General features: G+C 46.2%; 17 protein-coding genes. 13 read left to right on the forward strand and 4 right to left on the reverse strand.

What is annotated here, in order from left to right; translation table 11 throughout:
• Positions 1-417: 417 nt before the first annotated feature.
• From BBC0122_RS10440 to BBC0122_RS10455, 3 genes are all read left to right on the forward strand, one after another.
• Positions 418-2,532, forward strand: coding sequence for a TonB-dependent copper receptor (locus BBC0122_RS10440; protein ID WP_225868195.1), 2,115 nt, complete (start codon positions 418-420; stop codon positions 2,530-2,532).
• A gap of 534 nt (positions 2,533-3,066) precedes the next feature.
• On the forward strand, positions 3,067-4,941 hold the full coding sequence (locus BBC0122_RS10450; RefSeq protein WP_188318043.1) for an ABC transporter ATP-binding protein: 1,875 nt from the start codon (positions 3,067-3,069) through the stop codon (positions 4,939-4,941).
• Positions 4,938-6,737, forward strand: a complete 1,800-nt coding sequence (locus BBC0122_RS10455) for an ABC transporter ATP-binding protein (protein WP_077993620.1) — start codon at positions 4,938-4,940, stop codon at positions 6,735-6,737. Before BBC0122_RS10450 ends, BBC0122_RS10455 begins: the two co-directional genes overlap by 4 nt.
• Before the next feature lie 254 nt (positions 6,738-6,991).
• Here BBC0122_RS10455 and BBC0122_RS13055 read toward each other — a convergent pair whose 3' ends face one another.
• The gene (locus BBC0122_RS13055) at positions 6,992-7,135 is read right to left on the reverse strand and encodes a hypothetical protein (RefSeq protein WP_188318044.1); all 144 of its coding nucleotides are present in this window, start codon (positions 7,133-7,135) and stop codon (positions 6,992-6,994) included.
• A 105-nt stretch (positions 7,136-7,240) separates the two neighbouring features.
• Here BBC0122_RS13055 and BBC0122_RS10460 point away from each other — a divergent pair, with 105 nt between their 5' ends.
• The 3 genes from BBC0122_RS10460 to lldD all read left to right on the forward strand — a co-directional run bounded on the left by BBC0122_RS10460 (position 7,241) and on the right by lldD (position 11,841).
• A complete protein-coding gene (locus BBC0122_RS10460) occupies positions 7,241-8,095 on the forward strand; it encodes a siderophore-interacting protein (RefSeq protein ID WP_077993622.1) in 855 nt (284 codons plus the stop codon).
• Between the two features lie 716 nt (positions 8,096-8,811).
• A complete protein-coding gene (locus BBC0122_RS10465; protein ID WP_077993624.1) occupies positions 8,812-10,455 on the forward strand; it encodes a lactate permease LctP family transporter in 1,644 nt (547 codons plus the stop codon).
• A gap of 249 nt (positions 10,456-10,704) precedes the next feature.
• Complete coding sequence (lldD, locus tag BBC0122_RS10470) at positions 10,705-11,841, forward strand: FMN-dependent L-lactate dehydrogenase LldD (RefSeq protein ID WP_077993631.1); 1,137 nt, start codon at positions 10,705-10,707, stop codon at positions 11,839-11,841.
• A 70-nt stretch (positions 11,842-11,911) separates the two neighbouring features.
• Here the strand turns inward: lldD and BBC0122_RS13105 are convergent, their stop codons facing one another.
• Positions 11,912-12,121, reverse strand: coding sequence for a hypothetical protein (locus tag BBC0122_RS13105; RefSeq protein ID WP_077993634.1), 210 nt, complete (start codon positions 12,119-12,121; stop codon positions 11,912-11,914).
• A 785-nt stretch (positions 12,122-12,906) separates the two neighbouring features.
• Between BBC0122_RS13105 and BBC0122_RS10480 the strand changes: the two genes are divergently transcribed.
• The 4 genes from BBC0122_RS10480 to BBC0122_RS10495 are packed head-to-tail and all read left to right on the forward strand — an operon-like array spanning position 12,907 to position 16,694.
• A complete protein-coding gene (locus BBC0122_RS10480) occupies positions 12,907-13,938 on the forward strand; it encodes an acyl-CoA dehydrogenase family protein (RefSeq protein ID WP_077993635.1) in 1,032 nt (343 codons plus the stop codon).
• A gap of 25 nt (positions 13,939-13,963) precedes the next feature.
• Positions 13,964-14,755: an ABC transporter ATP-binding protein gene (locus BBC0122_RS10485; RefSeq protein WP_077993636.1), complete on the forward strand. Its 792-nt coding sequence runs from the start codon at positions 13,964-13,966 to the stop codon at positions 14,753-14,755.
• Complete coding sequence (locus BBC0122_RS10490) at positions 14,745-15,932, forward strand: ABC transporter substrate-binding protein (RefSeq protein ID WP_077993638.1); 1,188 nt, start codon at positions 14,745-14,747, stop codon at positions 15,930-15,932. Before BBC0122_RS10485 ends, BBC0122_RS10490 begins: the two co-directional genes overlap by 11 nt.
• Positions 15,933-15,947: 15 nt before the next feature.
• Complete coding sequence (locus tag BBC0122_RS10495) at positions 15,948-16,694, forward strand: ABC transporter permease (protein ID WP_077993640.1); 747 nt, start codon at positions 15,948-15,950, stop codon at positions 16,692-16,694.
• 348 nt (positions 16,695-17,042) lie between these two features.
• Here the strand turns inward: BBC0122_RS10495 and BBC0122_RS10500 are convergent, their stop codons facing one another.
• The gene (locus tag BBC0122_RS10500; RefSeq protein WP_077993643.1) at positions 17,043-17,432 is read right to left on the reverse strand and encodes a winged helix-turn-helix transcriptional regulator; all 390 of its coding nucleotides are present in this window, start codon (positions 17,430-17,432) and stop codon (positions 17,043-17,045) included.
• A gap of 104 nt (positions 17,433-17,536) precedes the next feature.
• On the opposite strand from BBC0122_RS10500, the gene BBC0122_RS10505 reads away from it, so the two are divergent.
• Positions 17,537-18,730: an MFS transporter gene (locus BBC0122_RS10505; protein WP_077993645.1), complete on the forward strand. Its 1,194-nt coding sequence runs from the start codon at positions 17,537-17,539 to the stop codon at positions 18,728-18,730.
• A gap of 450 nt (positions 18,731-19,180) precedes the next feature.
• On the opposite strand, the gene BBC0122_RS10510 is transcribed toward BBC0122_RS10505, so the two are convergent.
• Positions 19,181-20,050 (reverse strand): LysR family transcriptional regulator, encoded by an 870-nt coding sequence (locus BBC0122_RS10510; protein WP_077993647.1) that lies wholly within the window; start codon positions 20,048-20,050, stop codon positions 19,181-19,183.
• 243 nt (positions 20,051-20,293) lie between these two features.
• Here BBC0122_RS10510 and cydD point away from each other — a divergent pair, with 243 nt between their 5' ends.
• A complete protein-coding gene (gene cydD, locus BBC0122_RS10515; protein WP_149866693.1) occupies positions 20,294-22,009 on the forward strand; it encodes a thiol reductant ABC exporter subunit CydD in 1,716 nt (571 codons plus the stop codon).
• Positions 22,006-23,715, forward strand: coding sequence for an amino acid ABC transporter ATP-binding/permease protein (locus BBC0122_RS10520; RefSeq protein ID WP_077993650.1), 1,710 nt, complete (start codon positions 22,006-22,008; stop codon positions 23,713-23,715). Before cydD ends, BBC0122_RS10520 begins: the two co-directional genes overlap by 4 nt.
• Positions 23,716-23,721: the final 6 nt, after the last annotated feature.

The raw sequence follows: 23,721 nt of genomic DNA on the forward strand, positions 1-23,721 counted from the left end.
TATTTTTTTTAAGTTTTCAATTGTGATTATAAAACTTGGTCAGCCTGTTTTTTTCACCGTCAAAACGCATGGTTTAAAGCCTCACAAAAAACGAGGCTCGGAGAATGCCATCCATGGCAATTCCCGTTTGTTTTCCATGCCTGACAAAGTTTCAATCCACTTTTTCTTTATGGATTTTAAAAAATGGATTCTCTCTTTCAAACCGATAGGCGGTTTAGTGCGCACTCGAACGCACTAAAATCATCGTCTGCCGTAATTGGTGCAATTGCTACCCTTTCTACCCTGCTCATCATAATGCCGACGGGGGCAAAAGCCGAAACGGTTGCAAATAATGAGAAGAGCACGATAACGCCACTTCAAAACCCGACAACAAGTCCCGCACAAAAAGAGGCTGCAAAGGCCGAGGAACAAGGAAATATGGTGCTCAAACCGGTGATCGTTACATCGGCTGCCATGTCTTCACCGGTCACTGTTGTTACCAATCCGAAAGCCCCACGCCAACCTATTCCCGCTTCGGACGGTGCCGATTATCTCAAAACCATTCCCGGTTTTGCAACCATTCGCAATGGCGGCACCAATGGCGACCCCGTTTTTCGCGGCCAATTCGGCTCGCGTCTTAATATTGTCAATGATGGCAGCACGATTATGGGCGCTTGTCCGGGGCGGATGGATAATCCGACATCCTATATCTCGCCTGAAAGTTATGACCGGCTGACGGTTGTGAAGGGGCCTCAAACCGTGCGCTATGGCCCCACCGGTTCGGCGGCAACAATTTTGTTTGAACGCGACCCGCAACATTTTGAAAAACCGACCGTCAAAGGCGATTCCAGTATTGTTATCGGTTCCAATAGCCGTTTTGAATCCCGCCTTGATGGCACTGTCGGAGCACGCCCCGGCTATGTCCGGATTATCGGCAATAAAGCACTTTCCCATGATTATCATGATGGCGATGGCAATAGTGTTCCCTCAAAATGGGATAAATGGAATGGCGATATGTTTTTGGGGCTCACTCCGGACGAAAATACATTGTTCGAGCTTTCGGGCGGCGGCGGTGATGGTGAAGCCCGCTATGCAGGCCGCGCTATGGATGGCAGCCAATTCAAGCGGGAATCGCTTGGCGCCAAATTCATCAAAGAAAATATCAATGACAAGCTTACCAAGGTCGACGCGCAATTTTACTATAACTATGCCGATCACATTATGGATAATTTCCGTTTGCGCCACCTTGCCACCAGCGCATTGCCACTGCCAATCGGTATGACAAATACAGGCAAAACGGGAACCGGTCATATGGGGCATATGTCGGCTATGGGGGCCATGGATATGAACCATATGATGGGAAATGCCATGAGCGGAGGCGGAAATCCGATGACCGGCATGGGTGGAATGGGCGGTATGAACGGTATGAACGGCATGGGGGGTGCTGGTGGCACGATGGATATGTCGTCCATGCCGATGGAATCGCGCCTTGACCGGCGCACCATAGGCGGCCACTTTACCACCAATTGGGATTTAGGCGATTTAAAACTCGTGAGCGGGGTTGATCTCCAAACCAACACCCACCGCAAAAGAAAAAGCCGCAATATGATGAGCATTAACGGTTGGGATAAGGATGCGGTATTTTTCAATTACGGACTGTTTAGCGAAGCGACATGGACCTTTGCCGAAAATCAACGCCTTGTTTTTGGCGGCAGACTTGATCGGGCTTCTGCCAAAGATGAGAGAAGCACAAGTCCGACAGATGGCGACAAGCGCGACAGAACATTGCCAAGCGGTTTTCTCCGTTATGAGCGCGACCTCGATCAAATACCGCTCACAACCTATATCGGGCTTGGCCATGCCGAGCGTTTCCCCGATTATTGGGAACTGTTTTCCCCCAAACAATCCGACGCTAACTCCCTCAATGCATTTGACGGCATAAAGCCCGAAAAAACCACCCAGCTTGATTTCGGTGCGCAATATAGCGGGGAAAATAGCAATATCTGGGCTTCCGCCTATGTCGGCCGGATTGATGACTATATTCTCTTCGACTATTCAAGCGGGCAGTCAAAAGCATCGAATGTCGATGCCACCATTATGGGGGGCGAGTTGGGGCTTTCCCATATGTTCTTCAATGTCTGGAAGTTTGATTCAAGCCTTGCCTATTCGTGGGGAAAAAACACCACAGACAACGAGGCTTTGCCGCAAATTCCACCTTTGGAGGGAAGGCTCGGCCTCACCTATCAAAAAGAAAAATGGAGCATTGGCGGCCTTTTAAGGCTTGTTGCCGATCAACCGCGCATTGCCGAAAACAAAGGCAATGTTGTGGGGAAAGACTTTGATAAAAGTAGAGGCTTCGGTGTTTTTTCTTTGAATGGCAGCTACAAGATTTCAAAAAATGTAGCTTTGACCGGCGGCGTCGATAATCTCTTCAACAAGGATTATTTTGAACATTTGAACCGTGATGGCGACGCCGGTTTCGGTTTTCCCGCCCATTATCAAGTGCGAGAACCGGGGCGCACCTTCTGGGCAAAAGCCGATTTCAAGTTCTGAAATCCATTTGTAAAGTTAAGGCAAATAACATCAAACTTTGCCTATTATGTTTAATCTTATGTTTCGAGGCATAATTTTTTTAAAAATTATGCCTCATCAAAACAGCGGAATCGAGTGCCACGGGTATCAAAACCGTCAAACGACCTTGCAAGCTTGACACAAAACCTTTTTAACGGTCGAGAACGCCGATTTATAGTCTGCGACCTTTCTGCCAGTTCCTTGAAGCTTTCTCATGCGAAATTTTTTTCGACTTCCAGAAAATGGATAACAAGAATAATTCTGGTCTAATATTTGCGATTGATCTTGTAACGCGTTTGAAAAGCCTGATGGAAACTTCATAAAATTTATCGCATTTTTTCCAAAATTATCCTGTTTGGAGACCGGTTTTCCGCACGGAACACTGAAATTATCCATGGGAAATCGCTGGCAATAAAACGGATAAAAAAGTTTTTCATGGATAAAACAAATAAAACTATACCAAAATTATCAAAAATAAGTCATAGTCGGTTTTTAACAATTTTTGCGGTAGCTGTGATGAGCCAACAACCATCCATGAATTCGACATTTTATGACAGTGAAAAGCCTGCCACTTTTCTGGGGCTTTTACGCTATTCGCGTTTTTTTACCGGCTCCGCCATCATCACGGCCATTATCGCGGCGGCTTTGAGCATTGCGCCCTTCTATGTGATTTCGCTTATTGCCGGCGAGCTTTTGAAACCGACGGTGAACACGACTAGAATCTGGTATCTTGCAGGTGTTGCAACCGGCCTTGTTCTGCTTAGGTGGATATTTGTGTCTTTAAGTGACATGCTTGCCCATAAAGGGGCCTTCACCATTCTCTTCACACTCAGAAAAAGAGCGGCTCAAAAACTGGGCGAGGTTCCACTGTCGTTTTTTGCAAGCCAGTCTTCGGGAAAACTCAGGCGCACGCTTTATGATGATATTGACAGTCTCGAAAGCCTCTATGCCCATATTTTACCAAATCTAAGTTCTGCTCCCATTGTATCGCTTTCGGCTCTTATCCTGTTGTTTTTTTCCGATTGGCGGCTTGCCATTATTGTTTTGATCCCCTTGCCGATTGCCTTTTTTGCCCAATGGTGGATGACACGCGGCATGGGCGATGACATGCGTGAATGGATCGGTTTGCAGCAAAAAATTTCAGGCGAGATCAGCGAATTTATCCGTGGTGTACATGTTATCAAAAGTTTCGGTCTCGATACGCGTTCTTTTGGTAATCTTTCAAAGACAATCCATAATGCGGTGGACTGGGCGCATAGTTTTGCGGCCAGAGTAACGCGCTCGTTTATGACATTTGCTATTTTACTGCGCGGCAATCTTGTTCTGGTCGCCCCGATCGGAGCCATATTCTATGTGAACGGTTCACTTGACGCGGCTACTTTTGTGTTATTTTTGCTTCTTTCGCCACTGGTGCTTGAACCCTTGTTGACCCTTTCAGGGGCACTTCATGAGAAAATGAACCATATCGAAGCGATGGATCATATCAATGAAGTTTTGACCGCAAAACCGCTTATCGAAAATCACAATAGCAAAACACCTGAAGGCCCGTATGAAATTGTTTTTGACGATGTCTCTTATAGTTACGGCAAAAGACTGGCGATCGACCATGTCAGTTTTAGCGCAAAAGCCGATAAGGTTACGGCATTGGTAGGGCCAAGCGGTTCGGGCAAAAGTACACTTCTGAAACTCGTTGCGCGACTTTATGAATTCGACCACGGGCATCTAACAATAGGTGGCCTTGATGTGCGCGACTGGCGGCTTGACGACCTTCTCGACAAGACGAGCATTGTTTTTCAGGATGTTGTTCTCCTTTATGGCACTGTTGCCGATAACTTGCGCATTGCAAAACCCGATGCGAGTGATGAAGAACTTAAGGAAGCCTGCCGCCTTGCCAAAGCAGACGGTTTTATCGAAGCCCTGCCGCAAGGCTATGATACGCTCCTTCAGGAACGCGGCTCGCAACTTTCCGGTGGCGAACGCCAAAGGCTTTCGATTGCCCGCGCTTTTTTGAAAAATGCGCCAATCCTGCTCCTTGATGAACCGACTTCAAGTCTTGATCCGGAAAATGAAAACCTCATCCATGAGGCACTCGAAACACTTTATAAAAATCGCACGGTTCTCATTGTCGGCCATCATTTGCAAAATCTCGTTTCTGCCGACAAGATTATTGTGATGGATCATGGCAAGCTAGCGGGCGAAGGCCGTCATGAAGAGCTTTTGAAAAACTGTCCGACCTACCGGATTTTATGGCAAGACCAGCTTTCGGCAGGAGAGTGGTCGCTCGGAGAAGAGGCAGAAAAAACCGAAGAAAAAACCGACACCAACGGGCAAGACAATAAAACCCTTTCAACAAAACAGGATAATTTGGCAGAAAAAGGCGGGCAGTCATGATAATCGATATTTTAACGTCCGGTTTCCGGCTGTCGAAAACGCGCGACAAACAACTCGTTCACGGCATTTTATGGACGATTGTCGAAGGTTTTTTTGCAGCACTTCCCTTTGTCTTCCTTTTTATGATGTTGACACAGGCCTTTGCCAAAGAGTTGACAATCAAAGCCGCTATTTTCTTCGGGTGCGGCATGGTTTTGAGCTTTTTGTTGCGCATTGGTGCAAGTGCGATAGGCGCGCCGAAAATATATAATGGTGCTTTCACAATGATGGGCGAGGCACGCCTTAATGTGGCAGAACATTTGCGCAAACTCCCCATGGGTTGGTTCAACAAACAAAGAAGCGGCGACCTTGCAGGAAGACTGACTTCCGATATTACTTTTGTCGAACATATGTGGTCGCATTTTATCCAGCCATTTGTTGCCGGTTTTTCAATGCCGGTTTTCCTGACTATTTTTCTTTTCTTTGTCGACTTTCGTCTGGCAATTGTCATGCTTTGCGGCTTTCCTTTGACTTTGCTTGCCTTGTTATGGACACTCGCTATGGGAAAAAGCGCCGGTTTGAAACTTGCAAAAGCCAATAGTGCCGTGCAATCGGCTTTGCTAGAATATGTGCAAAGTATCACTGTTATCCGCAGCTTCGGGCGTTTCGGCAATAGCTGGAAAAGACTTGTAAAAATCCTCGACGACCAGCGCAATGCCTGGTTCCACGCTGAAACAAGAACCTCGCCTTTCCTGTCATGCTTCGGTTTTGTTCTGGAAATGAGCTATATCAGTCTGGTTATTTTCGGCATTTACTGGTCGGCAAATGACAAGCTTACAGTCGCTCAATTGTTGATTTTCCTTATCATTGCATTGCCCGTCTACCGCCAATTATATGAAGTCGGTCAGGCAATGTTGATGTTGCGTCTGGCAAACCGTTCACTCATGCGCATTGAAGCGCTGCTTCATGAACCGACACTAACAGAGCCGCAACATCCGGAAATGCCGGAAAACTATGAAATCCGTTTCGACCATGTAGGTTTCAGCTATGATAAAAAAGAAACAAATAACAAAGAAGCGGGCAACACAAAAATGGCCGGACACAAAGTCCTCGATGATATTTCATGTGTTATCAGGCCGCAGGAATTAACGGCAATAGTAGGCCCGAGCGGTGCCGGAAAGACAAGTTTTGTCCACCTTATCGCCCGTCTTTGGGAAAGAACGGAAGGTAAAATCACGATTGGCAATATCGACCTTAAAGACATAGGGACGGAAAATCTTCACCGTTTGATCGGCATGGTGTTTCAGGATGTGCTTCTCTTTTCGGGAACGGTTTATGACAATATCAAAATCGGCAAGGAAGATGCGAGCCGCGAAGAAATCATCGAAGCGGCAAAGCAAGCCGAAGCCCATCAATTCATCATGGCATTGCCGGAAGGTTATGACACAGTGCTTGACGAGCATGGAAGCTCGCTTTCAGGGGGCGAACAGCAGCGCATATCCATTGCCCGCGCTTTTTTGAAAAACGCCCCGATATTGCTTCTTGACGAGGCAACCGCAAGTCTTGACCCGTCGGCGGAAGCAGAAATCCAACGCGCCATGAATGCATTAACCAGAACCCGCACGGTCGTGGTCATTGCCCACCGGCTGAACAGCATTCGTCGGGCAGACCATATCATCGTTCTGAAAAACGGGAAAATCGTTGAAGAAGGAACCCATGATACATTGGTGAAAGCCGATGGCCTCTATCAAAAATTATGGAATAACCAGAATAAAGCGCGTGGCGTGTTGCCGCAAACCGAAGCCATTCTGAATTAAACCGAAGGTGAACAAAAAGCAGGGTCACCAGCCGCCAATCAAGCTTGAACTTTCAAGCTTTTTTGGGCTGGAAAAGCTGGTCTTCAAGCTTTGTTCCCAAGAATTGCCAAATGCGACAGCGCGCTCTTTGAGCGAAAGAATACGGGCAGCACAGTCTTTGCCGGAAAGAATGGGACAGAACAGTCTTTCTAAGAAAGAATGCGGACGGCATACTCCTTATGGGAAAATTGGAGAGCACGCTTTTTGTGGGAAAATTAATCGTCACCTTGTCCGCCAACAGGCGCAATTTGAAGGCACTTGGTATTTTTTGTCTTACCGGTCTTCCAATGAAAGGACTGTTTATTCTGGTAAACTTCCATCAAGCCGGTAAACGACATGAAAACCTGATTGACAGACATGAATATTTCCTTCAATACCGGCTTATTAAAACTTGACTATTACATTCATTTTTATTCATCTATATTTTATGACAAAAAAAAACAATCGGCACGGGAGCTTAAGAGATGGAAAAAACAGAAAACAGGAATGCGGCTGAACTAACGCCGGAAAACCACATGGACGGGATGGAGCGTCTCGAACTCACGGTCAACCGGATTTATGAACCTTTTCCCCATCTCGTCCGCTTGACCGGAACAATCAACCCGACGAACCCGATTGAATGGCAACAGGCAAATGTTGCCGTTCGCTTCGAGATTGACGAAACCGGACAAGGCCGCAAGGTTTACCGGATTTATACAATCCGTTCTTTTGATCCCAAGACACATGAAATCGAAGTCGATTTTGTCAAACATGAAGGGGAAAGCCCCGCTATCAACTGGCTTCAAACTTTGAAAACCGGTGCGCATGCTTATTTGATTGGTCCGCGCCCGCAATTTTCAACAGAAGAATATAAAAATAAAAAGCTGAAGCTTTTTGCCGATGAAACCGCCATTCCAGCGGTTTTTTCCATTCTTTCCCATTGGCCGGAAAATACCGAAGCCGAAATCTATATCGAATCCGCCACGGCAGAAGCAGCCGGTGAACTGCCCGATATAAAGGGGGTAGACATACATAGCTATGTCAGAAAGGAAAAAGAACATCCGGGGCAAACCGGCTTTCTTGTTCATTCGGCTGAAAAGATGAGCGATGCCGAAAATTGCCATATCTGGATTGCCTGCGAACGGGAAGAAGCCCGTGCAATCAGGAAACATTTTATGGTGAACTGCAATGTGAAAAAGCAGAATATCAAAGCCATCGGATATTGGCGTCTCGGGCTTGCCAGCACGGAAATCGAAAAAATTCGAGGCAAATATTATAACGAACTTATTGCACAGGGAAAAACCGAAAAAGATTTTGATGAGTTCGACATTCCGGCTTGATAGCTGGAAAGGCCAAAACAGAACATCAATATTTACGAGATTCCCTTCACCCCTGAACGGTGATGAATACCTAACTGGTGAGCCGTGATAAATACCTGACACGTAACCAGTGAGCAGTGAAAAATATAAGTGAAAGAAAAGCCGGTATGGGTGACATATCGGCTCTAACAAGTGGTGGCATAGTTTTAAAAAAAATGCCCGGCCTTTTTCGACTGTCAAAGAGGTGAAAGAAGTCAGATTTTTCTTTTCCCCTTTTCCGCTATAAAGGTGAAAAAAACAGCACTCGTCAAAACCGGCCTTTATCCCTTTTTAAGAGTCAACTTCCCTTCGAGACCACACTTCTTTGTTAGATCGGCATTTTATTCAAAAATTGTGGCTTTATTCAAAAAACTGCCGCTTTAATAGGAAAACCGTGTTTATCCGCTTTGCGGAACACGGAAAACCAATACCTATCCACCTGTTTTGTGGAAGCTTAAGCGTATAGCCGCAAAAAATCATGGAACACGATTGCCAAATGTCTTAAAAAACGGATTTTCTCTTAAAAAAACGTCCATTTTTACAATTTTTACAATAAAAATTTACATATTTTCCAATAAAAAAACATTTCCGGTTCATATACGAAAAATTTAAACTTAATTAAATTGACGTTTTAGTTTTCTTCAGCCTTATTATTTACCAGATAACATTTATCGCGCACGTATTGGGAGGACAAGACAATGACGTGGATGCAGAATTATATTCCGATTGGAAATATTTGGCTTTCGGCATTAATTGCCGCAATACCGATTATTTTCTTTTTTCTGGCTTTGACTCTTCTTCGTATGAAAGGGCATGTGGCTGGTACAATCACTGTTATCCTGTCATTCCTGATTGCCGTTTTTGTCTATGGTATGCCGATAGGACCGGCGGTTTCTTCTGCGATTTATGGCTTTTTCTACGGTCTTTGGCCAATCGCATGGATAATTGTTGGAGCAGTGTTTCTTTATAAAATTTCGGTTGTCACCGGTGACTTCAACATTGTTCGTCATTCCATTCTAGGGATTACCGAAGACCAGCGCTTGCAGCTCATTCTGGTGGGGTTTGCTTTCGGCGCTTTTCTTGAAGGTGCTGCCGGTTTCGGTGCGCCGGTTGCCATTACTGCGGCGCTCCTTGCCGGCTTGGGCTTTCGCCCGCTTTATGCAGCCGGTCTTTGTCTTATTGCCAATACCGCTCCGGTTGCCTTCGGCGCTATGGGCATTCCGATTATTGTTGCCGGACAGGTTTCAAATCTCGACCCGTTTTTATTAAGCCAGATGGCAGGGCGTCAATTGCCTTTTCTTTCGATATTTGTTCCCTTCCTGCTTGTTGTTATCATGGATGGTTTTCGTGGTGTTCGTGAAACCTGGCCTGCTGTGCTTGTCGGTGGCGGCACATTTGCGATTGTCCAATTCCTGACATCCAATTATTTCGGGCCGGAATTGCCTGATATTACAGCCGCTATTGCCACACTCGTTGTTTTGCCGCTGTTCTTGCGTTTCTGGCAGCCAAAACGCATTTTCCGTTTTGACGAAAACGAAGCTGCCCCCAAAGAAGATGTTCCCCATTATTCAATAGGAGAAATTGTCAAAGCATGGTCGCCTTTTATCATATTGACCATTTTTGTTATGGTTTGGAGCATTGCGCCTTTCAAAAAACTTTTTGCCAAAGGCGGTGCCTTGGAAAGCTGGGTGTTGAGTTTCGACGTATCATTCCTCAATAATATCATTGTCAAAACAGCGCCCATTGTTGCAACAGATGCCAAAATCAGCGCCGTTTATAAATTCGACTGGTTTTCCGCTACGGGAACTGCGATTATCCTTGCCGCAATCGTCAGTACTTTTGTTTTGAAAATGCGCCCTGCTCGTGCCATTGGCGTTTTCGGCATGACGCTCAAAGAACTTGCCCTTCCGATTTATTCGATCGGCATTGTTCTTGCTTTTGCTTTCATTGCCAATTATTCGGGGCTTTCTTCCACTTTGGCACTGGCTTTGTCACATACGGGCAAAAGTTTTACATTCTTTTCGCCATTTCTCGGATGGCTTGGTGTTTTTGTGACCGGTTCGGATACGTCTTCCAATGCTCTGTTCGGTGCTTTGCAAGCAACCACAGCCCATCAAATCGGCGTTTCCGATATTCTGCTTGTTGCAGTCAACAGTACGGGCGGGGTTACCGGCAAAATGATTTCGCCGCAGTCAATTGCAATTGCCTGTGCGGCTGTGGGACTTGTCGGGAAAGAATCCGACCTCTTCCGCTACACTGTCAAATATTCGCTGGGGCTTTGTGCCATTGCCGGTATTATGACAACGCTTCAGGGATATGTTCTTTCGTGGATGATCCCGTAATATTGATTTTACTTCCCGTTACTATTTCTTGTTAATATCGGAAATACTGAAAGTCTTTTTGAAACATAGAAATAAAACTGGAAGATCACGTGGATTTTCGGGGGGGCGCGTAACAGGTGAATTTTATTACGCCCCCCGAATAACACACAATGTTAATATCAACATTTTCAAAGGATAAAATTTTTATTCATCTCTTTGCCGAATTGGCTCCGGCATTCGAGCCATAACACAACCAAGACGGGTAACGAAATGATTATATCTTCTATCTCGGATTATCGCGAAGGTGCGCGGCGCAAACTTCCTCCATTCCTTTTCCATTATATTGATGGCGGGGCTTATGCAGAACGTACCCTGCAACGCAACACAACCGATCTTTCCGATATTGCGCTTCGCCAACGCATTTTGAAAAATATGTCGGAACTTAGTCTTGAAACCGAGCTTTTCGGCGAAAAGATGAAAATGCCGGTGGCACTTTCACCGGTGGGGCTTACCGGCATGTATGCGCGCCGAGGTGAAGTTCAGGCTGCAAAGGCCGCCCAATCACGCGGCATTCCCTTTACACTTTCGACTGTTTCTGTCTGCCCGATTGAAGAAGTCCAGTCACAAGTTCCAAACCCGATCTGGTTCCAGCTTTATGTTCTCAAAGACCGTGGTTTCATGAAAAATGTTCTTGAACGTGCTGTCGCACAAGGAATCAAAACGCTGGTTTTCACTGTCGATATGCCGGTTCCCGGTGCCCGTTATCGCGACCGCCATTCCGGCATGTCTGGCCCGTTTGCGAAATTGCGCCAATATACGCAAGCCGTTCTTCATCCTGCCTGGGCTTATGATGTCGGCGTCATGGGACGGCCGCACGACCTTGGCAATATTTCCACCTATCGCGGGAAACCGACCAATCTGGAAGATTATATCGGTTGGCTTGGCGCCAATTTCGACCCGTCGATAAGCTGGAAAGATCTTGAATGGATTCGCGAATTCTGGAAGGGACCAATGCTTATCAAAGGCATTCTCGACGTTGAAGATGCCCGCGATGCTGTGCGTTTCGGAGCAGATGGGGTTATTGTTTCCAACCATGGCGGGCGCCAGCTTGATGGTGTGCCTTCTACCGTCAGGGCATTGCCAAAAATTGCCGAAGTCTTGAAACCCGATCTCAAAGTTCTCGTTGACGGCGGTGTGCGCTCAGGCCTTGATGTTGTGCGCATGATTGCTCTTGGAGCCGATACGGTTATGCTTGGCCGTGCCTTTGCTTACGCATTGGCGACCGATGGCGAAAAGGGCGTTGCCAATATGCTTGATCTCATAGCCAAGGAAATGCGTGTTGCCATGACGCTGACCGGAGCCAAGAAAATAACCGACATCAATGCGGATATGCTCGTCAAAGACTGAAAAACTGTGTCGAGATTTAAGACTGCATAAATCTCGACATAGCCGATTTTTTGATGAATGCATCAGAACCTCATAAATCTCTTTTTTCTTTGTTGAAAATTGCTTTTGAAAAAAGGACTGCCCGAATGATGACACTATCGCGCAGTCCCAATCTCGCAATCCCCACCTCGCTGTCGCCACTTCGCTGTCCCCACCTTGCTGTCTCCCTCTCGCTGTCTCCACCTCGCTGTCCCCATCTCGCAATCCCCACACCTTGCTGTATCCACCTCGCTGTCCCCATCTTGCTGTCTCCACTTCGCTATCTCCCTCTCGCTGTCTCCACCTCGCAATCTCCACCTCGCTGTCTCCACCTCGCTGTCTCCCTCTCGCTATCTCCCTCTCGCTATCTCCCTCTCACTGTCCCCATCTCGCTGTCTCCACTTTGCTGTCCCAATCTCGCAATCCCCACCTCGCTATCTCCACCTCGCTGTCTCTCTCGCTGTCTCCCTTTCGCAGTTCTTGTTTTTTATGATAATCATTGCCTGCTTTTTGTTTTATCCAAAACGGAATTGCAGTAATTTGCCGTTTGGAAAATGAATGGTGATTTGCCGGTTGAAAATTGCCGCTTCACCCCTTCCGGCAAAAAATTATGTTGCTTCCGGTTTTTACCGGAAATTTAAAAAACTATTTTTTTTAAAAAAACCGTATTGCTAATCGTAAATTGTTCAACAACAGAATAATTCCGCTTTTGTGCGACGCAAACTTGCCTCCTTTACGCAATAGTCATGTGATTTTTCGCCTCGTCTCCGATTTTAAAACGGCTTTTTTCATTTAAAATTTTTAAAAAATTCATGCAGATTTTCTTAATGAAAAAAATTAGAGGTTGAACATTTCTGAAAAAAAAGAAATATTAACGGCGTCCATAGCAAGTTTGCGGGGAATTAAAATGTCTCTTCCTTTACAATTCAACCTTTTTCAATCGCGCCTTTCTTCAAAAAGCGGCGAGAAAAAGCGCTGCTTGTCTTTTACCTCCCCCCTCATCAATAGGCTATTTTGAAAGTGTTATCGTCTGATCCGAAGGGTTTTATGAAGCTCTATCCATGGGCTGAAGCCCAAGCAGAGGAATGGGACACCAGGTTTCAATCCTCGAAAATTATATTGAAGCACTTGGCAGAAGAAAATTTGACAGGTATTGGCGTACCGGAAAAATTCGGTGGCGATGGCAAAACCATTGTTGACGCTATTTTGACGATTTCCGACATTGCCTATTCCTCGTTCACGGCTGCCTTCGTCTTATGGGCGCACCGCGCTTATATCGAATGCGTTTTGCAAAGCCCGAATGAAGCACTCAAACACCGCCAATTGCCGCTTTTGGCATCAGGTAAAATGGCCGGTTCTGCCGGTCTTTCCAATTTGATGAAGCATCTTTCCGGCTTGGAAAAAATGGAAAATTTTGCTTCGTTTGAGAATGGCATTTATCACCTCACCGGCAAAATGCCGTGGATTACAAATATCGACTGCCAAGGCTTTTTTGCAGCCTGTGCCGCCGAACTTGATAACGGGCGCGCTGTTGTCTTCAGCCTTGAAAACAGCGACAAGGGGGTAAATGTCCAATCGCTCGATTTACTGGCTTTGCGTTCAAGCGGTACAAAAGCGATCACCATGGATAATGTCGCTTTGACGGCTGACAGGATTTTGCATGACAATATTGCCGAATGGCTAAAAACACTGCGTCCTGCTTTTATCGCGCTTCAATGCGGTCTATTTTCAGGATTGGCGGCGCGCTTTATTGACGAAGCCAAAAAGCATTTCAATGCCCGAAGAACGTCGCTCAAAGGCGACATAGACGAGACAGAAAAAGAGCTTTCAAGCCTGCGCAATGCGCTTATCAAAGGTGTAAACAACAACCATTTTGTTAGTGCTCCCGAAGATCTATTCAAGCTCCGCATCAGTTTGACAGACTGGCTCTGGAAAGCGGTTCTGCTTGAATTGGAAACCCGCGGTGGCGGCGCTTATCTCATAGAGACTGCCGAAGGATTTCCCCGTCGTTTGCGCGAAGCAAGTTTTGTTCCCATTATTACCCCCAGTGTCACGCAGCTTAAAAAAGCCTTGGCGTGATTAACCCTTTTATCAATTCAAATTCATGACAGAAAAAGCTCCCCTTCTTGAAGCCAAAAACATCGTTTTGCGGTATCGCGACGATGCGCCCCCTATTCTTGAAAATTTCAACCTTGCAATCGGAAGAAATGAAACAGTTTCCATTCTGGGGCCAAGCGGTGTCGGAAAATCGAGCCTTTTACGTGTGCTTTCCGGCCTGCAAAAGCCGAATGGCGGCCATATTTTTGTTCACGGTAAAGAGCTTACCCGTGTTGACCCGAATATTGCGGTAGCCTTTCAAAATCCGGGTTTATTGCCGTGGCTGACATTGGAAAAAAATGTGGCCTTTGGCCTCGATTTCAAAAACCGTGAAAAGCTTGAAAAAAGCGAACGGCAAAATCGGGTGAATAAAGCGATCCACGAAGTGGGGCTTGATTATGCACGCAAACTAAGACCTTCCGAGCTTTCCGGCGGCATGGCACAGCGGGCAGGACTGGCGCGTTGTTTTGCAAGAAATCCGGAAGTGCTATTTCTGGACGAACCGTTTGGCGCACTTGATGAATTGACACGGCAGGATATGCAAAATCTGCTGATTAAACTGGTGAAAGAATTCTCCGCCTCAACGCTTCTTGTCACGCACGATATTGACGAAGCATTGCTTGTTAGCGAACGGGTTATTCTGCTTGGCGGAAAACCGGCAAACATCATCGGCACATGGACAATCAATTTCCCGAAACCCCGCAATAACTTTGTCGAAGAACTCGGCAAAATCCGTATCGAAATTCTTGCAGCTTTAAGAGATGCAGGACTTAAAAAAGAGATGAAATATGAAAGATGAATATTTTTCCCGCCGCGACATTTTGCGGCTATCGGCTTTATTGACGGCAAGTGGCGCTTTGCCATTTTTAAATATTGGAAGAGCAAAATCACAAGAAAAGGATGAGCCGGTAAAAGTCGGTTATTTGCCAATCACCGATGCAACAGCACTGCTTGTGGCTCATGGTAAAGGTTTTTTTGAAAGCGAAGGCTTGAAAGCTGAAAAACCGGTTCTCTTCCGTAGCTGGTCACAAATTGTAGAAGCTTTTTTTGCCGGCCAGATCAATGTGATGCATGTTCTTTCGCCAATCGCCATCTGGGCACGCTATTCAAGCAAAGCGCCGCTTAAAGTCGTTGCCTGGAACCATATGAGCGGCTCCGGTTTTTCTGTCGCCAATGACATCAATTCCATTTCCGATCTTGGTGGCAAAAACGTTGCTATTCCATTCTGGTATTCAATCCACACGGTCGTTTTGCAAATGATCTTGCGCAAAAACGGCTTGACACCCGTTTCGAGAAAAAGCGGCACAATTGAAAAAAATGAAGTCAATATGGTGATAATGGCACCATCGGATATGATACCGGCAGTTGCCAATGGTCAAGTTTCGGGCTTTATCGTTGCTGAACCCTTCAATGCGGCGGGTGAAGCGGCCAAAGTTTCAAAACTTGCAAGATTTACAGCCGATGTCTGGCGTGACCACGCTTGCTGTCTTGTCTGCATGCAGGAAAACGACCTGAAAGAGCGTCCCGAATGGTCGCAAAAAGTTGTATCGGCCATGGTCAAAGCGCAGTTATGGACAGCAAAGAACCGCGAGGAAACAGCGCTTCTTCTTTCCAAAGAAAATCCGAACAAATATATGCCTTTCGGTTCCGATGTTCTCAAACGTGTTCTTGTTTCAAGCGAAGAAGACAATCGGTTTTATGAAAAATCGGGTGCAATCATTCACCCAGACTGGCTTGAAAAGCGCATAGATTTTCAACCCTATCCTTATCCGAGCTACACGGAAGAACTGGTAAGACGGCTGAAAGACACTTTGATTGAGGGTGATAACGCGTTTCTTGAAACACTTGATCCGGCTTTTGCGGCAAAAGACCTTGTCGATGACCAATTTGTCAAACACGCATTAAGCGAAGTTGGCGGACTTCCCGCTTTCGGCATGAAAGACAGTTTCGTGCGCAATGAAGAGATTGAAGTTTAACGGGGAGAAAGCGTGATGAAAAGCTGTCTTCGCCATTTGTCCGGTTTGTCGGGACTTGTTGTACTTCTTTTCCTCTGGTGGCTTGGAACAGATGTTTTGAGCCCCAAAAACAGCTTTGCAAGCCGCTTTTCGGTTGAGGAAACATTACCGACTTTATGGCACTTGTTAACCGGCTCGGACTTATTTCTTCACGCTCTCATCAGCCTTAAACGCATTGTTGTCGGATTGGTTTTTGCGCTTATCATAGGCGTGCCTGTCGGGCTTTTGATCGGCGCCAAACCATGGGTGGAAAGAGCGACCGGTCCGGCATTCCAGTTTCTGCGCATGATCTCGCCATTGTCGTGGATGCCGATTGCCGTGATGGTTTTCGGCATTGGCGACAAGCCGATCTATTTTCTTCTCACCTTTGCAACTGTCTGGCCGATTATGTTCAACACGGCAGCAGGTGTCAAACAACTTGACCGGCATTTTCTGCTGGTTGCAAAAAGCCTTGCTGCAACACAAAGTGAAACATTGCTCTATGTGGTTTTTCCAGGGATTCTGAGCCATATGATGACGGGGATCCGCTTGGCTATCGGCATTGCATGGATTATCATTGTACCGTGTGAAATGTTGGGTGTCTCGGCAGGCCTCGGCTATTTCATTCTCGATACACGCGACCGGCTTGCTTATCCTGAGCTGATGTCAACCATCCTACTTATCGGATTGATCGGCTATTTGCTTGATAGCGCGGTTCGTGCGGCTGCCCGCCGCCTTGGCTGATCTTAACCGCTACCCGGTTGATAAAGAAGACGTGAACCGGATTTTAAAAGGACGGGAATGAAAATCCCCCTCCTTTATATGAGTGTTTTAAAAAACCGGATAAAACATATGTGGGGATGAATAGCCGCAATAATATCCACCACATGAGCATTGCCAACAATTTTGTTCCTTGAAAATCCTGACTGTGGTAAACGGAAAGGACAAGAACAGGTAGTCAATTTTTTTTGCGTTTCCCTTACTCGCCCGAGGTTTCCCGCAAACCCAAGCAAGAAAAAATAGCCATTGTTTTGCCAGCTCTTTGCGCGGGTGTTTTCACTTTGGTTTTGCCACCCTTTGACGAACGGAGTTCTATTCCGGTTTTGCGTTCTTCTGCCGGTTTTTTTCAAATTTTTCCAATGCGTCGCAATTGCTTTTTCCCCAATCAAACAGCATTTCAACCGGCTCGCAAAATCTTTTTCCAAGCGGGGTGAGCGAATATTCAACCTTTGGGGGAACAACCGTATAGACATGGCGGCGAACCAGCCCCCCTTGTTCAAGATCACGCAATGTCTGGATCATCATTTTTTTGGAAATTCCGGGTAAAGCGCGTTGCAGTTCACCAGTGCGACATTTTCCATTCGGCCAATGGAACAATGCGTGCAGAAGCATGCTTTTCCATTTGACCGAAAATAATTCCATAATTCTTCGTGCCGGACAGGTTTCGACAAAGACAAGGTTTTCATTGGTGTTTTTTGGCATAATAGTCACCTTTTGGTATCTATGTCCCTATTAAGTACCTTCTAGCATATTTTTCACTACTCACCTAGCTGTTTCTTGTATCTAACAAATCAGGGAATATCATTATGCCAGCTGCTTTATGGGCTTTTGCAATCGCCGCTTTCGGTATCGGCACAACAGAATATATTATTTCCGGCCTTTTACCTGCCATTCAGGCAGATTTTCATATTTCGGTTTCGGCTGCCGGTTTCATGGCAACCTCTTATGCATTGGGTGTATTTTTCGGAACACCGATCATCATCATATTGGGAAGCAATGTCGAAAAGAAAAAACTGCTGCTTATTGCATTGACATTTTTCATCGTCGGAAATTTCCTGACTGCTCTTGCACCCAATTTCACCACCGCCATTTTCGGGCGGGTTATCAATTCGCTTTGCCACGGGGTTTTCATCGGTATTGCTTCTGTGCTTGCCGCCGACCTCGTCCCTCAAGATAAGCGAACCAGCGCAATCGCCTTCATGTTCAGCGGCATGACAGCCGCCAATTTTATCGGCGTTCCTGCCGGTACATGGTTCAGCCATGTAACGTCATGGCGCACCACTTTTTATCTCATTACACTTATCGGTGTGCTTGCTTTTGTTGCAACGTCGAGACTGGTTCCAAAACAGCTGCAACATCATGAACAATCATTGAAAAATGAACTTTTTGTTTTTGGCGATGTTCATGTTCTTCTTGCCATGGGCATTACTATTTTAGGCCCCGCAGCATTTTTCACCTCGATTACCTATATTGCCCCGATGGCCAAAGAGCTTGGTCATTTTTCCGATCAGGGTGTTACGTTTCTTCTGTTCATTTTTGGGGGAGGCTTGTTTGTCGGCAATTATTTAGGTGGCAAATTTGCCGACCGTGCATTAATGCCGGTTCTTTATATTACGCTCTTCGCTCAAGCCGTTGTGATGCTGTTTTTCTACTTTACAATTGGCAACAAAATTGCCGATGTATTCTCTATATTTTTCATGGCTGCTTTCGGTTTTGCGAGCGTCTCGCCAATCCAGCGCCTTGTTATGGATAGAGCAAAAGCTGCCGGCGGTGCCAATCTTGCTTCGGCAGTCAATATCGGCTTTTTCAACCTTGGTAATGCGCTGGGGTCATGGCTCGGTGGTTTGGTGATCGCCCTTGGCTTCGGCTATGCCTCGCCGAACTGGGCAGGTGCTTGCCTTTCTTTTGCAGCACTTTTCCTTGCTGTTCTCTCAAGCCTTTTTGCAAAACGTCAGGCAAAGCAGGAATTAAAGGACTGTTGCCCGTCAAGCTACAAATAAAGAATTGACTGTAGGGGGCAATCAAGCCCGCTCACTCGGCGGGGCATTTCAGTCCCCGCTTTGTAGGCGTAATTAACGTTCAAGCAATATACACTTCTGTTAGCCTTCAAGCAGTTTAGAAACAGACCCACATTCAAACAGCTTAGACGATGAGCATCAAAGTCAATTAACCTTCACGCAGTTTCGATGAACACAGAAATCGACCGACATTTCTTACCCGAAAATCACATTGTCCGATCAAGGTTTTCAACCTTGAAAATTCCACTTTCATTTAAACTTGGATAATTGGATAGCTCTGAGCATGTCGGTTTCCCTGATCGCTGTTCAGGTAAAATTTTCTCTATATAGCGTTAGCAAGCGATATGATTCGCATCACAATGATATTTTGGAAAAATATTCCTCTAAAATAGAGCTAGAAGTTTCGTTGATTGTTCAAAATTCCTGTTTTAGTTACTGTTTTAGGAAATTTTTCAATTTTCCGCTCGCAACCGGAATATTTTTCTTCCACGTTGCTTCATAGCGGATTTGTATCGGGCGCTCATCCTGATCGCACAAAATATAACGCTGACCGGATGTCATGGTGATTGCCGATTTTGGCAAGAGTGCTGCACCCAGCCCGCAATGTGCCCAGTTTTCCAGTTCACGATAGGAAACTGTTTTACCGGTATATTCTTTCAGAACATGATTGTGGTGCCCGAACATTTCCCTGATAAACTTGGTCAATCCGGATTCGTCGTCGACCATGACAAAAACTTCATCGGCAATATCGGAGAAATGCACCACATTGACATTTCTGATCGGCTTTGCCGTGCTCGGTATGAAATAAAGCGGCTCTTCATAAAGAAACTCGCTTGCTCTTGTCGGCTTTTTTTCCGGCGCAACGTCAAAGACAAAATCGACTTCGCCTTGCTCCAGCAAGTCGATGAGATCGCCGCTATTGCGTTCGCATAACACAATTTCGCTGTCCGGATTTCGAGTGCGAAAATCATTCATAACGGCTGAAAGATATTGGCAGCTCATCAAAGGCGATTTGCCAATTCTGATAACATTTGTTTCCTGATTGTTGAATTTCTTGCTTTCGTCGACGAGATTGAAATTAGCCTCGATCAGCTTTTCGATATAGGGCATAATATGTTGCCCGAAAGGGGTAAGTCCGACACGGCGCGTCGTGCGCGAGAAAATGCGTGCCTGAAACTCGTCTTCAAGCTGGGCAATGCTGTTTGACAAGGTTGGCTGCGTCACATGGCAGTTTTTTGCCGCCACAGTAAAATTGCCTGTCTGTGCCACAGCGAGAACATAATTCAATTGTGCCAGATTCATCAGTCGTTCCCCAAGTGTTCCCTCTTATGATTTATAGCTTAAATAAATAAATCACATTTGCAAATACAATTTTTAAAACGCGTTCCGCTCTTGTATAAAAAGCTCAAGAGCTCATACCTATATAATTATCATTCATTCGATAACGCCTAATCCTGAAATACAAAGAAGTGAGGACGTAAGTGTTTGCGGCAATCTGCCGCAACGATCTTATATGTTTTGACTGTGAAAGCGGGTCAAATTGATATGGAAAATGAAAGAGCCGGTCTCCAGCCAAGGCTTACCCTGCCGCAAATCATATTCAGTCTTTTGCCGCTCTTCTGGATTGCCGAAGCTGCTTTATTAAGCCTGATTGTTGCCAAAGCAGACGGGGCGTTATCAACCATCATCATTGCCGGTTGCGCTATTATTGTACTTGCAGCAATCAAAGCTTGTCTCGGCTATTATAGCGAACTTGACCTCTTCAAAAATTCCCGCGAGAACCTGAATGGCTGGCGCAAACGCGGCTTGACCCACCTCAATTTTCTTTCTCCTCTAAGTAAAAAACGTATGCCGGGCGGCGAGGCAGCCAATATTCTTGTCGATCAGGGAGAGACACTCGTTTCATGGAATGCGAAATACCGCCCCCTGATGGTGCGCGCTGCTGTTGTTCCGCTTGTCATTCTTTGTCTGGTATTGCCGTTTTCATGGCTTGCCTGTTTGCTGCTTTTTATAACCGCACCGATCATCCCGCTCTTTTGGGCCATTATCGGCGCCAAAGCTCAAAAAGCGGCAAAAGAGCAATGGCAGGAAATGGGCGAGATGAACGGCTATCTGCTTGATCGTTTGCGCGGCATAAAGACATTGCGCATTCTTGATGCCACTTTCTGGAGTGCGAAACGCCTTGCCCGCCAATCCGACGACCTCATTACACGCACAATGAAGGTGTTACGCATTGCTTTTTTGTCGTCGGCAGTGCTGGAACTTTTTTCGGCTCTCGGTGTCGCTTTGATGGCCGTCTATATCGGTTTTCATCTTTTAGGTGTCATTACCATCGGCTTTTGGGGAAACAAGCTCAGCCTTGCCGAAGGACTGTTTATTCTTTTGCTTGCTCCGAGTTTTTTTGAACCCTTGCGCGAACTTGCAAGTGTCTGGCACGACCGTGTTGCAGGTAAAGCGGCCATGGAAAATTTCACAAAACTTGTTGGCAAGGGAGAGACGATTGTTCATCAATCTTCTAATGTTGAGCAATTACCAAATTTTCAACAATCACCAGATGTTCAGCCATCATATGACAGCAAGCCAAAAGAAATAGCTTCCCCGAAAAGTGGCACTGCAATCGAAATTGATAATATCTCATTCGGCTTTATTCCCGAAAAACCGGTTTTCAAAAACTTTTCACTCAAAATCGGCAGGCAAGAAAAAGTTGCACTCACAGGAAAAAGTGGTGCGGGAAAATCGGTTTTGCTGGCGCTCATTGCCGGTCTCATTCAGGCCGACAAGGGGGTAATCAAAGTCAACGGCTTGACCGTCAATGGCACAAATATAGATGAAATCCGGGCCAAAATCGGCTGGATGGGAGCAAAACCCTATTGGTTCGACCAGTCAATTTTGTCCAATATAACATTCAACAGAAAATTCGATAATATTGACGACTATCTCGATCTTGCCAATTTGCACGATTTCGCCAATGAGCGCAAATACCAGCGCCTTGGTGAAGGTGGAACCGGCGTTTCGGGTGGGGAAGCCGCCCGCCTTTCTTTAGTGCGGCTGGCACTGGAAAAAGGCCGCAATATCCTTCTCATTGACGAACCGACTGCCCATCTCGACCCTGAAAGTGCAAAGATTGTTATAGATGCACTCATAAAAATTTCCGGAGGAAATAGCCTTCTTGTTGCAACCCACGATCCGGAACTTTTCAAGCGTATGGACAGGGTGATCGAACTTTCGCCGGAAGTGAACTGTCGGGAGAGCGAAAGATGAAAACAATTCTCGCTCTCATTGCGCCTCGCGACAAAATTATCCGCAAAAAAATGCTGTGGGGGCTTCTCTTTGCCATTCTCACAGCCCTGTCAACAATCGGTCTTCTTTGCTTATCCGGCTGGTTTATTACAGCAACCGGAATAGCCGGTTTGACGATTGCGGCAACACGTGTTTTCGATGTTTTTATGCCCTCGGCTGCGATACGGTTTTTCGCGCTTTTGAGAACCGGCGCGCGCTACGCAGAACGGCTTGTCAATCATGATGCGACATTCATGCAAAGTAGAGGCCTGCGGCTGCAACTCTTCAAAACGATTGCACAAAGAAAATCCTTGCGAGATCTTGCCATGCGTCCGGCACGGCTGTTGCACCGTCTAACCGGCGATATTGATAGTTACGAGCTTATTTATCTGAAACTTATCGTCCCTTCCATTGTTGCACTGGTTGCAATTTTTACAATTATAGCCGTACTTTCTTCCGTTCATTTGGGCTTGGGGCTTGGCTTCGGACTTGTAATTTTTGCCATTGTCATTGTTTTTTCCTGCCTTTCCATAAAACTTGACGAAAAGCGTTCAGCCTCTCTTGCAATACGCCGTGAAAGCCTGCGCACACGTGTGATCGCACTTCTTTCCGGCCAGACCGACCTTGTTATGAATGGCTGCCAGCAATCTTTCACCAATCATGTCATGAACACGGAAGACAGCCTTGCAACAAGTGATGTTTCGTTGAAAAGACGGCAACTCGCCATTGAAGCAATCAGTGCTTTTGTCGACAAGCTCATTTTTGTCGGGCTTATTATCACAAGCGTTCTCCTCTATCGCTATGTTTCGATCAGCCTGCCACTTGCTGTACTTTCTATATTAGCCGCACTGACACTTTATGACCTTGTCAAACCGCTTTATCAGGGGTGTAGCGAGATTGGCCGCTATATATTGGCGTTGCGCAGACTTTCGCCCTTTGTCGAAAGTGGAAATACCAACCCCGCCAAACCCCGCGAAGAGTTACCACCATGTAGTTATGTGGCTGTGGCCAACATCAAGCGGGCAAGTTACGAGCCACAATTACCGGCAGTTTTGAACGATATTCATTTCACGGTCAGCGCGGGAGAAAAAATAGCCTTTGTTGGCCCCAATGGTGCTGGCAAAAGTTCGCTCATTTCGCTCTTCATGACAAAAGATATGATTGTCGAGGGAAAAATTGCAGCGATAAAAGCAGCATTATTGGAACAAAATACCTATATATTTAGAGACACTCTGCATGAGAACCTGAAACTTGCCAATGTGACCGCCTCTGACGAAGACATGGTCGAGGCCATGGAGCGCGCGGGGCTACACGACTATCTCGATAATCTCAAAGACGGCCTTTATAGCAGCGTCGGTGAAAACCAGACCGGTCTTTCTACCGGTCAGGCTCGACGCTTCGCATTGGCACGCCTTTTCCTGCAGAAACGCGACCTGTGGCTACTTGATGAGCCGACAGAGAATATAGATGGCGGAACCGCCCGCGATATTCTCGAGCGCATGAAGCACTATGGGCGTGAAAAAAGCTGGCTCCTTGTCACCCACCTGAAACGGGAAGCAACCTGTTGCGACCGCATCATCACACTCGATCACACCCGCATCACCGGCGACTATGAGCGGTCGAACGAAAACTATCAACGCGTTTTAGAAAGTTTACGCGAGGACAATTATGACAAACACTCAATGTAAGGACTT

It is taken from the genome of Ditibartonella choladocola, from assembly GCF_002007565.1.
Lineage (GTDB): Bacteria > Pseudomonadota > Alphaproteobacteria > Rhizobiales > Rhizobiaceae > Bartonella > Bartonella choladocola.